At 28.5% G+C, this 11669-nt stretch carries 12 protein-coding genes; 4 read left to right on the top strand and 8 right to left on the bottom strand.

The genetic code is table 11. The features are described 5' to 3' along the window. Nucleotides 1–20: 20 nt before the first annotated feature. The 5 genes from rpmA to metX all read right to left on the bottom strand — a co-directional run bounded on the left by rpmA (nucleotide 21) and on the right by metX (nucleotide 3195). The gene (gene rpmA / locus AC5SMR_RS06110) at nucleotides 21–275 is read right to left on the bottom strand and encodes a 50S ribosomal protein L27 (RefSeq protein WP_006997689.1); all 255 of its coding nucleotides are present in this window, start codon (nucleotides 273–275) and stop codon (nucleotides 21–23) included. Between the two features lie 12 nt (nucleotides 276–287). After that, entirely contained in the window at nucleotides 288–692 is a 405-nt protein-coding gene (rplU, locus tag AC5SMR_RS06105; protein ID WP_006997690.1) for a 50S ribosomal protein L21, read from the bottom strand. 65 nt (nucleotides 693–757) lie between these two features. Beyond that, nucleotides 758–1477: a hydroxyacylglutathione hydrolase gene (gene gloB / locus AC5SMR_RS06100; RefSeq protein ID WP_494576683.1), complete on the bottom strand. Its 720-nt coding sequence runs from the start codon at nucleotides 1475–1477 to the stop codon at nucleotides 758–760. Continuing rightward, complete coding sequence (gene metW, locus AC5SMR_RS06095; RefSeq protein ID WP_271564026.1) at nucleotides 1478–2074, bottom strand: methionine biosynthesis protein MetW; 597 nt, start codon at nucleotides 2072–2074, stop codon at nucleotides 1478–1480. Nucleotides 2075–2076: 2 nt separating this feature from the next. After that, nucleotides 2077–3195, bottom strand: coding sequence for a homoserine O-acetyltransferase MetX (metX, locus tag AC5SMR_RS06090; protein WP_494576681.1), 1119 nt, complete (start codon nucleotides 3193–3195; stop codon nucleotides 2077–2079). Nucleotides 3196–3386: 191 nt separating this feature from the next. Here metX and hisC point away from each other — a divergent pair, with 191 nt between their 5' ends. Next, entirely contained in the window at nucleotides 3387–4469 is a 1083-nt protein-coding gene (gene hisC / locus AC5SMR_RS06085) for a histidinol-phosphate transaminase (RefSeq protein ID WP_494576680.1), read from the top strand. A gap of 2 nt (nucleotides 4470–4471) precedes the next feature. Next, nucleotides 4472–5368, top strand: a complete 897-nt coding sequence (locus AC5SMR_RS06080; protein WP_494576679.1) for a prephenate dehydrogenase — start codon at nucleotides 4472–4474, stop codon at nucleotides 5366–5368. Here AC5SMR_RS06080 and AC5SMR_RS06075 read toward each other — a convergent pair. From AC5SMR_RS06075 to AC5SMR_RS06065, 3 genes are read right to left on the bottom strand one after another with little or no spacing between them, the layout of a single operon-like run. Beyond that, nucleotides 5365–6111: a C40 family peptidase gene (locus tag AC5SMR_RS06075; RefSeq protein WP_494576678.1), complete on the bottom strand. Its 747-nt coding sequence runs from the start codon at nucleotides 6109–6111 to the stop codon at nucleotides 5365–5367. The genes AC5SMR_RS06080 and AC5SMR_RS06075 overlap by 4 nt on opposite strands. Beyond that, nucleotides 6101–7477: an AmpG family muropeptide MFS transporter gene (locus tag AC5SMR_RS06070; protein ID WP_494576677.1), complete on the bottom strand. Its 1377-nt coding sequence runs from the start codon at nucleotides 7475–7477 to the stop codon at nucleotides 6101–6103. Before AC5SMR_RS06070 ends, AC5SMR_RS06075 begins: the two co-directional genes overlap by 11 nt. A gap of 2 nt (nucleotides 7478–7479) precedes the next feature. Further along, nucleotides 7480–8925 (bottom strand): TrkH family potassium uptake protein, encoded by a 1446-nt coding sequence (locus AC5SMR_RS06065; protein ID WP_494576676.1) that lies wholly within the window; start codon nucleotides 8923–8925, stop codon nucleotides 7480–7482. A gap of 90 nt (nucleotides 8926–9015) precedes the next feature. Between AC5SMR_RS06065 and AC5SMR_RS06060 the strand changes: the two genes are divergently transcribed. Next, nucleotides 9016–10578: a lysine--tRNA ligase gene (locus AC5SMR_RS06060; RefSeq protein ID WP_494576675.1), complete on the top strand. Its 1563-nt coding sequence runs from the start codon at nucleotides 9016–9018 to the stop codon at nucleotides 10576–10578. Further along, a complete protein-coding gene (locus AC5SMR_RS06055; protein WP_494576674.1) occupies nucleotides 10578–11630 on the top strand; it encodes a quinone-dependent dihydroorotate dehydrogenase in 1053 nt (350 codons plus the stop codon). The genes AC5SMR_RS06060 and AC5SMR_RS06055 overlap by 1 nt, the downstream gene beginning before the upstream one ends. Nucleotides 11631–11669 lie beyond the last annotated feature (39 nt).

Genomic DNA, 11669 nt, shown 5'->3' with positions numbered 1-11669 from the left:
TTAGTTTTTTAGTTGTACTACTAATTGGGCTTTACTGAAACGAATGTTCTATCTGATTTACCCTTTTTAAAAACAACTTTTCCTTCAACAACAGAAAAAATTGAATGATCTTTACCCATCCCCACGTTTTCACCAGGAAAAATTTTTGTACCTCTTTGTCTTACAATTATGTTTCCAGGAATTACTACTTCACCACCATACTTTTTAACGCCAAGTCTACGACCGGCACTATCTCGTCCGTTTCTCGATGATCCACCTGCTTTTTTTGTTGCCATAATTTACCTAATTTATTTGCTTGCTACTTCAGTCTCAACTTTTTCAACTTTTTTAGTTGGTTTTACCATTTTCTCAGCTTCTGATAAAACTTTACCATCTTTTGAAAAAATTTTGCTAATTCTAATTAATGAATACTGTTGCCTATGACCATTTTTTCTTCTTGAATTCTGTCTTCTTCTTTTTTTAAATATTAAAATAGTTCTATTTTTACCATTTTCTACAAGGTCGGCTTCAACTTTTGCACCTTCAACTACTGGAGAACCAACTTCAATAGTTTTATCATCTCCATAAGCTAGGATTTCTTTAAATTCGATTTTAGTTTCAGGTTTAGAATCCTCTAATCTTTCAATTTTAAGGATTTCACCAGCTTTAACTTTGTACTGTTTTCCACCTGTTTGTATTATTGCGTATGACATTGTTTAATCTGTTTTTTATAATCAGCAATATAGTCTTGACCAAATTATAGTCAAGCGCGAATAAGCTAAAAATTGTCCTTTAAATCTCTCAATTTTGAAAAGTTTTCCTCTGTACCCGATCTAAGAAAAATATTGCACTCTAATTCCTCTTTAATCGTAGATGGAATAGTAGGTAGGTTTTTTTTTAATTTTTCATCTATAAGTTTAATCTTAACTTTAAGGCTTTCATTGTCTTGGTCATGAGCAATACAAAATTTAGAGTTTTGTTTGGTATATTCATGTCCACAATAGATCTTAGTTTTTTCTGGTAGAGCTTTTATTTTCATTAATGAATTATACATCTGTGAGTATGTTCCTTCAAAAATCTTACCACAACCAAGAGAAAAGAGAGTGTCTCCAGTAAAAACAGACTCTTCATTATAAAAATAAAAACATATATGGCCAAGGGTATGACCAGGTATATGAAATATTTTAGCCTGGAAATTTTCTTCGTGCCAAATGTCCTGATCACTAACAAATATATCTATTTCTGGAATTCTATCTTTGTCTCCTTTGTATCCAATAACATTAGCTCCATATTTTTCTTTTAATTCTTTATTCCCCCCCACATGATCATAATGATGATGTGTATTTAATATATATTTTAAATGTATATTTTTATCTTCCAAATATTTGATAACAGGTTTTGCTTCACTAGGGTCAATCACACATGCAATATTTTTAGCTTTATCAATAATTAGATAAGAATAATTATCCTGTAGACAACGTATTATTTGAATTTCCATTTAACTTTCAATTAAAAAAATACCCAATTCTGCAGACAAATTTTTAGTATTTAGATTAAGTCTATTAATAGAAGATATCTTTTCGTTATGTAGAGCTAGTGATTTATCTAATTTAATTTTTCTATTTTCACAAAAATTATAAAAATCTTTTATAGTACACATATGAAGGTTAGGAGTATTATACCATTCATCAGGTAGATTTTTTGTAATTGGCATTGTTCCTTTAACTAATAGGTGAAGTCTAACCTTCCAGAAACCAAAATTAGGTATTGTAACTATAGCTTTTTTGCCAACTCTTAATAGTTCTTTGATAACTATTTCAGGATTTAAAAATGCTTGTAATGTTTGACTTAAAATAACGAAATCAAAGGAACTGTCAGGAAATTGTAATAGATCTTTTTCTGCATCACCTTCGATAACAGTTAGTCCTTTTGATAAACATTTTTGAACATTATCTTTTGAGATTTCTATTCCTCTTATGTCTATTTCTTTATTATACTTAAGATATTCCATTAATATGCCATCTCCACACCCCACATCTAAAACTCTAGTATTTTTTTCAATTAAATCGGAGATTATTTTAAATTCTTGTTTCATGTTTAGTTTTTAGAATAAGCTGTTTTAATATAGTCACCTAGTGTATTTAAAAATTTAGGAACTTTTAAAAGGAATGAATCGTGCCCTTTGTCAGATTCAATTTCAACAAATCCGACCTCAGCACCTATAGCATTTAAGGCTATAACAATTTCTTTATTTTCAGAGGTTGGATAAAGCCAATCAGAAGTAAAAGATATAATAAGAAACTTGGTTTTAGTTTTTTCAAATGCTTTAGATAAATTACCATGATGTTCTTTTACTAGATCAAAATAGTCCATTGCTCTTGTTATGTATAGGTAGCTATTGGCGTCAAATCTATCAACAAATACAGATCCTTGATATCTTAAGTAGCTTTCAATTTGAAAGTCAGCATCAAAACCAAATTTCAGATCATCTCTTTCTTGTAACTTCCTTCCAAATTTTTCCTGAAGACCATTTTTAGACAAATAAGTTATATGTGCAGCCATTCTTGCAACAGATAATCCTTTATTAGGATTTTTATTTTGATTGGAATAATCACCGTTCTCCCAATTAGCATCAGCCATAATTGATTGTCTACCAAGTTCATTAAAAGCAATGTTCTGTGCTGAATGACTAGCTGTACAGGCTATTGGAATAGCAACTTTTGCTTTATTAGGGAAGTTATTAATGAATTGAAGTGTCTGCATACCACCCATTGATCCACCCATAACAGCAAATAATTTTTCAATATTAAAAAAATTTAAGAGATTAAATTGTGCATTGACCATATCATTAATAGTTATGACTGGAAAAGTAGTGCCATATTTTTTATTGGTATCAGGGTTAATATCACTAGGACCAAATGAACCCATGCACCCACCAATAACATTTGCACAAATTACAAAGTATTTATCAGTATCAATAGCTTTACCAGACCCAACAGCATAAGACCACCAACCTTCTTTTTTAGTAATTGGATTTATTCCAGATACAAATTGATCACCAGTCAAGGCATGAAAAATAAGAATAGCATTATCTTTATTCTCATTTAGAGAGCCATAAGTCTCATAAGCAAGAGAATAATTATTGATAGTTTGGCCACAATCTAATTTTAATGGTTTATCAATTATAATATTTTTTATGTTCACATTTATATTCATAAGTATTAGCCAAATTTGAATTGTGAGACAAAAAAACTTATTTAGCGGTTTTTTTTAAGCGCTCGCAATTCAGTTAAATCAGCGCATATTTTTTGTACTAGATAGCATTTCTTATGTCAATTTTTTTAAAAAATGACTTATTCTATATGAAAGGATAATATTTTATTTATAAGGTAAATTAAATTAATATAATGACAGTTCCAAAATTTAAAAAATTCAAAATAGAGGCTTATAAACCAGGTAAGTCAAATATAGCAAAAATACGAAATATTATAAAATTATCAGCAAATGAGTCAGCTCTTGGTGTAAGCCCGAGAGTAAAGAAAATTTTACAGAATAAAGAATTGTTAATATCGAAGTATCCAGACGGTAAAGCAAAAAAATTAAGAAAAGAAATTTCAAAGAAATTTAAGTGTGATTTTGAGAGAATAATTTGTGGTGCAGGGTCAGATGAAATTATTCAAATGATTTGTCAGTTATACTTAAAACCCTCTGATGAAGTGATTGTTCCTCAATATAGCTTTTTAATGTACAGGATATATGCACAAATAGTGGGGGCAAAAGTTGTTTTTTCTAAGGAAAAAAATTTTAAAGTTTCGATAAATGAAATTATTAAGAAAGTAACAAGAAAAACCAAGCTAGTATTTATTGCTAATCCAAATAACCCAACGGGAACATACTTAACTAGAGCAGAATTAATAGACTTAAGAAAGAAATTAAATAAAAACATTTTACTAGTTTTAGATGATGCGTATTTTGAATATATGAAAAATAAAGATTATAAATCTGGTTTAGATTTATTTAAAAATAAGAATAATGTTGTTGTGATAAGAACTTTTTCAAAAATATATGGACTGGCCTCCTTAAGAGTTGGCTGGGGTCATGGGCCAAAAAAAATTATATCTGCAATGAACTTAATTAGACCTCCATTTAATGTAAATCAAGTTGCACAGATGGCAGCAATAGAAGCTTTAAAAGATAGAAAATTTATTAATAATTCTGTGAAACACAATATTAGAGAAGCAAATAAAGTTAGAAATGTTTTACAAAAACTAAAAATTCTCTCAAATAAAGTAACGGCTAATTTTTTATTATTAAATTTTGATAGATGTAAATTTTCAGCTAACTATATTTTTAACAAACTGCAGTCAAAAGGAATTATATTAAGATCTACAGAGGATGGGTATAATATTAAAAACAAATTAAGATTAACAATTGGATCAACAAAAGAGAACATGAGATTCATAACAACAATTAAGGCTATCTTTAATTGATTATGAAAAATATTTTAATTATAGGCTGTGGTTTAATTGGTTCTTCATTATTAAGAGCAATTTCTGAAAAAAAAATAGCTAAAAAAATATTTGTCTATGAAAAATCAAAATCAAATATTCTAAAAATAAAAAAATTAAAATTACCATGTGAAATTACAAATGATTTAAAGCAAATTATCCCAAACTTAGATTTGATAATATTTTGTACTCCACTAGGAGAATATGAAAAAATAATTTTAAAGATAAACAGATATTTATTACCCAAAACTATTATTACAGATGTTGGATCATCTAAAGAAAAGTCTATGGACTTAATTAAAAGAAAATTAAAAAAAGGAATTTTTTGGACATCAAGTCACCCTATTGCAGGCTCAGAAGTTAGTGGTCCAGAAAATGGAGTAAAAAATTTATTCTTTAATAAATGGTGCATATTAATAAAAGAAAAAAATACTAACAAAAAACATCTTCTGATACTTACCAAGTTTTGGAAAAAAATTGGTTCAAAAGTTGCAATTATGGACTCAAAAAAACATGATACAGTTTTTTCTATGACTAGTCATTTGCCTCATTTAATTGCATATAATTTGGTTAAAACAGCTACAGACTTTGAAAAACAACAAAGATATGAATTAATAAAATTTAGTGCTGGTGGTTTGAGAGATTTTTCAAGAATTGCTGCATCTAATGAAATTATGTGGAGAGATATTTTTTTTAATAATCAAAAAAATATTTCAAAAGTTATTGATCTGTTTATTAAAAATTTACGTTCATTTAAAAGAGATATTCAATTTAAAAATAATAAATCTATTATTAAAAAATTAGTTAATACTAAGAAGGTTAGGAAAAAAATAATTAAGTTAAAACAAGATATTAATAAGCCAGATTTTGGAAGAAATTAGTATTTTATAGGGGATATTTTTTTTACTGTTAATTTTGCTGTTCTTTCAATTCTATTTATTGTCTCTTTTATATTCATAATCAAAACTTTCTTTTCAGGACCATATGCATGAATTAACTTTTGAGCGTTAATACAAACAGCAACATGACCTTTCCAAAAAATAATATCACCTTTTTTAAAAACTTTACTTCTATTTTTTTTTGCTGAATATTTTATTTGGTCTTTTGTGTCTCGTGGATAAAATTTATTATTATAGTAAAAAAATAATTGTAAAATAGCAGAGCAGTCTATACCTCTATAAGTTTTACCACCCCATAGATATTTAATTTTTAAAAACATTTTTAATACTTTTAAATAATCTTTTTCAATATGATTAATTTTTTTTATATTATCTTTTTTAATCCATTTATTTTTTTCAAACTCTATGAATTTTTTATTTTCATGAATCATTGAAATTCTTGATGCAAAGGGCAAAAAATTTTTTGTTTTATTTTTTTGTTTATTATAAATATTTGCTTTTAGAGTAAATATTTTATGGGTTGGTTGGTGATCTTTTGTGTAATCTTTATTTTTTATGTATCCAGTATAATTATCGAATAAAGCCTTTATTTTTATCCAACTTTTATTCTTAGATATAATTTTAAATTTTTCTCCGTACAAAATTTGAGAGGTAACCTCAGAAAATGCATTGGGTTTTTTATGGATATTTGATAATGGTTTTTTATAAAAATAACTATCTTTCATGAAGTTTTAATTTATCTTTTATAAACCATAAACAAATCAAAGAAGGTATTACCATGATGGCTGTAATGATAAAAAATACTCCCCAATCTCCATTAAGCCAATCTACTAATGCTCCAGATGATGATGCAAGTGTAGTTCTGCCTGCAGTTCCAATTGATGCAAGTAACGCGTATTGGGTTGCAGTATATGTTCGGTCTACTAGTAATGAAATAAATGCTACAAATGCAACTGTTGCAAATGCTGCTGCTATATCATCAAATATGACAGCTACTGCGAATAACAACTCGGATTTATCACTCCACGCTAAGACTGTGAATAATAAGTTAGTTGCAGCCATTAATATTCCTGCAACAAACATTGCTTTTAAAACACCAGATCTAATTACAAAAAGTCCACCCAGCAATGTAAACATAACTGTAGTAATCCAACCTAAAGTTTTAGAATAAATTGCAATATCACCTTTAGAGAAGCCTATTTCTTTATAAAAAACTATCGACATACGTCCAAGAAAGGCCTCACCAATCTTAAATAAAAAAATAAAACTTAAAATTCCAACAGCAATTGTAAAACCATTTTTCCTAAAAAAGCTTATTATAGGGCCACCTAATGTGCTGCTTATCCATGTTATAAAATTACTTATAATATTTTTTGATCCAAGTTTACTTTCTATAAGTTTATCAGTTTCTTTTTGTTTTTTTTGTCTGTCAGTATAAAGAGGCTCATGAACAAACATCAAACCTATGTTCATTAAAATTACTAGAATTCCTAAAATTAAAAATGTAATTTGCCAGTAATTTGTAACACCCATATTCTCTAAATATTCTGCTGTAAATAAAGCTATTACACCACCTAATTTGTATCCACTCCACCAGCCAACAACAGCCATAGCAGCACCAGCAGCCATTGATTTACTTTCGTGTTCGCCTATTTGTTCAATTCTTAAAGCATCAACTGTAATATCTTGTGTGGCTGATGCTATAGCAATAATTAAACCAACTGTAATTAGTAGCGCAAGGTTTTCGGTAGGATTAATGAAACTCCAAGTAACAAGACAAGCTAAAATTGCAATTTGCATTAAAACTATCCAACCTCTTCTATGACCAAGTTTTTTTGTTAGGTAGGGTATTTGAAATCTATCAATAAGGGGGGCCCATAAATAATTAAAAGCATAAACAGCAAATATTAGTCCTGCCCAACCAATTGTTGATCTACTTAAGCCCTCTTCTTTGAGCCATAGACTTAAACTGCTCCCAATTAAAACCCAAGGAAAACCAGAAATTGCACCTAATAATAATATTCTAAGCATTCTCTTATCAAAGTAGACAGCAAAAGTTTCTGATAAGGATTTTTTTTTAATTTGAATCATAGTTAATTTCTCCAAAATGATGGGAGAAACAATACAAGTATAGCAAATAATTCTAATCTACCCAATATCATTCCAAGACTTAAAATCCATTTAGATATTTCCGGTAAGCTTGAAAAATTGCCATTAGGGCCAATTGTAGAGCCCAATCCTGGACCAACATTTGAGATAGAAGTTGCGGCACCAGAAATTGAAGTAACAAAATCAAGACCACTTAAAGATAAAAATGCAGTTATTAAAAAAAATATAACCAAATAAAGAAAGATAAAAGAAATGATGGAAGCCATAAATTTATCATCAACATTATTTTTATCATATTTTATTATAAATATGCCTTTGGGATAAATAATCTTTTTTAATTGATTGATAATAAAAAGGTATAAAATTTGAATTCTAAAAATTTTAATTCCACATGTGGTAGAACCAGCACAACCACCAATGAACATTAAAGTTAGAAAGAAAATGAGTGGAAAATTACCCCATCCATCAAATTCTCCAGTAACATATCCCGTTCCACTTAATATAGAGATAACATTAAAACAAATAGTCCTAATATTTATTTGAGAAAAATCTTTGTTGTGAAAAAGTAAATAAATAAAAAGTATAATAATTGAAAAAATAATAATTTTTAAAAACGACTTTATTTGAACATCGGAGATAAGAATTTTTTTGTCTCCATTTAAAAATTTTATATAAGCAATAAAAGGTAAACTCCCTAATATGATGAAAACCATGGATGATATTTCGATAGGTAGACTATTAAAATATCCAATAGATTCGTTATAATTTGAAAAGCCACCAGTTGCTATCGTGGTCATTGAATGAGTTAAGCTATCAAAAATATTCATACCAAAAATTTTATATGTAAAAGCACAAAGCACGGTTAGACCTAAATAAACGTAAATTAGTCTAAGTGAAATTTCTTTTGATTTTGGTAATAGTTTTTCAGAAGAATCATTACTTGAAATTTTAAACAATTGCATTCCACCAACATTCATTATTGGCATTAAGGTTATTGCCATTACAATAATACCAATTCCACCTAACCATTGAAGCATTGCTCGCCACAAAAGTATCGATCTAGGAGCACTCTCTAAGTTGGAGATAATTGTCGACCCAGTCGTGGTGATTCCAGACATACTTTCAAAGAAAGAGTCAGTAATTGAAAGTTCAAGAGTAGAAAAAATAAAAGGTAAAGAACCAAATATTGCAATACTTAACCAAGAAAGAGCAGTTAATAAGAACGCTTGTTGTAGATTTAATTTTTTATCATGATTTAAATTTGTTAAAAAAAATAAAACACCAAATATTATAGAAATTATAGAGCCTCCAATAAAAGAGGAGTCAATTTCTGAATATATAAACTGAGCTATAATTGGAATCATCATGGAAATTCCAAGAATAATTTGCAAAACACCCAAGGTAAAAAAAACAGTTTTATAATTAGACATTTTGAAAGAACATTATTTTATGGTAAATAAATTTCAACTCTATAAGAATTAATAAAAACACCAAATATAAGATATTTGTTATTAAACAAAGTGATTGAAAAAGATAATTTAGATAAAACTAACGCATGGCCCTTTGTTGAGGCTAAAAAATTACTGCGTGAAAGAAAGTCCTTTATTGATAAAAAAGGTAAAATAATTTTACAAACTGGTTATGGTCCAAGTGGGCTGCCCCACATAGGTACATTTGGTGAAGTTGCAAGAACATCGATGATGGTTAATGCTCTAAAACAACTCACCGATATACCAACGGAAATCATAACTTTCTCTGATGACATGGATGGCTTTAGAAAAGTTCCAGAAAACGTTCCAAATCAAGAGCTCTTAAATAACAATCTTCATAAGCCTTTAACTCAAGTGCCGGATCCATTTGAAAAATTTTCAAGTTTTGGCGAACACAATAATGAAATGTTAAAAGATTTTTTAAATAAATTTAATTTTGAATATAATTTTCAAAGCTCTTCAGTTCTTTATAAGAATGGTTTTTTTAATCCCACATTACAGATAATCCTAGAAAATTATCAAGGTATTATGGATATAATTCTTCCAACACTAGGGAAAGAAAGACAAAAAACTTACAGTCCATTTTTACCAATTTGTCCAGACACCGGCAAGGTTTTAGAAATTCCAGTTTTAGAAATACTAAAAGAAAAATCCAAAATTATATTTGATAATAATGGAAAAAAACTTGAGGTAAGTATCTTCGATGGGAATTGCAAACTACAATGGAAAGTAGATTGGGCAATGAGATGGTACGCTTTTGATATAGATTTTGAAATGTATGGAAAAGATCTAATTGAAAGTGCAATATTATCATCAAAAATAATCAAGTTAATTGGAAAAACAAACCCATCTGGGTTTGCTTATGAGCTTTTTTTAGATGAAAAAGGAGAAAAAATATCCAAATCAAAAGGAAATGGAATTACAATTGATCAGTGGCTGGAGTATGCATCACCCGAAAGTCTTTCATTGTATATGTATCAAAATCCCAAAAGAGCAAAAAAACTATATAAAGAAATAGTTCCTAAAACAGTCGATGAGTACTTGGACTTTATAGAAAAAGCTAAAAATCAAAATGAGTTACAGCTATTAATGAATCCTGTTTGGCATGTGCATAATGGATTAATTCCTAAAGAAGATACTATTATGAGCTTTTCAATGCTTTTAAATTTAGTAGAAACGAGCAATGCAGACTCTAAGGAGTTACTTTGGAAGTTTGTAAAAAAATATAAACAAAACCTTTTAGAAAAAGAACACCTAATTTTTGATAATCTTATAGGTTATGCGATTAAGTATTTTAATGACGTAATAAAATTACAAAAAAAATACAAAACTCCTGACGCAAATGAAAAAGTCGCATTAGAAGCACTGGTTAAGTCTCTTGATAGCTGCAATGATAAGATGTTGCCTGAGGATATTCAGACATTAATTTATTCAACGGGAAAAGAAAATGGTTATGCAGAAAACTTGCGTGATTGGTTTAAATTAATTTATGAAGTTGTTTTTGGAGATGAAAATGGACCAAGAATGGGATTTTTTATAAGTTTTTTTGGAGTAAACGAAACTAAAGAGTTAATTAAAGAAAAAATAAAATAATGTTTTCAAAATTCAGATCACTAATTTTCAAAATTGATCCTGAAACTGCTCATAATTTAGCAATTAAGTCTTTAAAACTAAACATATTACCAAACATAGTTGATCAAAATAAAGGAGATCCAATATTTAAGACTAATTTATTTGGTAAGAATATAGATAATCCAATAGGAATGGCTGCCGGGTTTGATAAAAATGCTGAAGTTTATAACCCACTGTTTAAACTTGGGTTTGGTTTTGTTGAAGTAGGAACGGTTACCCCACTTGAGCAATATGGAAATCCAAAGCCAAGAGTTTTTAGGTTGGTGGAAGATCAGGCTCTTATAAATAGGCTAGGTTTTAATAATTTAGGAGCAGAAAATATTAGCCATAGAATTAGATCTAATTCACATAAAGGTTTATTAGGAATCAACATAGGTCCCAATAAAGATAGTGAAGATAGATTAAATGATTATTTGATTGGACTTAGAAACTTTTATGATATCGCTGACTATATTACAGTTAATATTTCTTCGCCTAACACAGAAAATCTAAGAGCTTTTCATGATGAGACTAAATTTGATGAATTGTTGAATGCAATAGAAAAAGAAAAAGTTAAACTTAAATCAAAAATTCCAATTGTAGTAAAAATCTCTCCAGATATTTCAGACGAACAAATTAAACTAATAAGTAAAATTTTAATTAAACATAAAGTTAGTGCAATAATTGTTTCAAACACAACAGCTAAAAATAGAGAAAAATTGAATAATATTTTAAAGCATCAAAAGGGTGGGCTATCAGGCAAGCCACTAGAGGAAGAGGCCAATAAACTAATAAGTAAGTTTTATAAACTGCTTAAGGGCAAGATTGAAATTATAGGTGTAGGAGGTGTGGACTCAGGAGAAAGTGCTTATAAAAAGTTTCAAGCAGGAGCTAGCTATGTTCAGTTATATACAGGAATGGTTTTTCAAGGACCAAACATTGTAGGAAAGATAAAAAAAGAGCTTAAAGAAATATTAATTGACGAAGGTATTAAGAATTTTAAAGAAATAATAGGAAAGAAGCTGACTAATTGATCCTAATAAACTTGACGAGATCATGAACACATCTTATAT

Source organism: Candidatus Pelagibacter sp. PS_28 (assembly GCF_059417885.1).
This window is presented reverse-complemented; position numbering and strand designations above follow the sequence as displayed.

Bases quoted from the DNA above. Each gene is read 5' to 3' on its own strand.
- rpmA (WP_006997689.1), bottom strand. From the start codon at position 275: ATGGCAACAAAAAAAGCAGGTGGATCATCGAGAAACGGACGAGATAGT.
- rplU (WP_006997690.1), bottom strand. From the start codon at position 692: ATGTCATACGCAATAATACAAACAGGTGGAAAACAGTACAAAGTTAAA.
- gloB (WP_494576683.1), bottom strand. From the start codon at position 1,477: ATGGAAATTCAAATAATACGTTGTCTACAGGATAATTATTCTTATCTA.
- metW (WP_271564026.1), bottom strand. From the start codon at position 2,074: ATGAAACAAGAATTTAAAATAATCTCCGATTTAATTGAAAAAAATACT.
- metX (WP_494576681.1), bottom strand. From the start codon at position 3,195: ATGAATATAAATGTGAACATAAAAAATATTATAATTGATAAACCATTA.
- hisC (WP_494576680.1), top strand. From the start codon at position 3,387: ATGACAGTTCCAAAATTTAAAAAATTCAAAATAGAGGCTTATAAACCA.
- AC5SMR_RS06080 (WP_494576679.1), top strand. From the start codon at position 4,472: ATGAAAAATATTTTAATTATAGGCTGTGGTTTAATTGGTTCTTCATTA.
- AC5SMR_RS06075 (WP_494576678.1), bottom strand. From the start codon at position 6,111: ATGAAAGATAGTTATTTTTATAAAAAACCATTATCAAATATCCATAAA.
- AC5SMR_RS06070 (WP_494576677.1), bottom strand. From the start codon at position 7,477: ATGATTCAAATTAAAAAAAAATCCTTATCAGAAACTTTTGCTGTCTAC.
- AC5SMR_RS06065 (WP_494576676.1), bottom strand. From the start codon at position 8,925: ATGTCTAATTATAAAACTGTTTTTTTTACCTTGGGTGTTTTGCAAATT.
- AC5SMR_RS06055 (WP_494576674.1), top strand. From the start codon at position 10,578: ATGTTTTCAAAATTCAGATCACTAATTTTCAAAATTGATCCTGAAACT.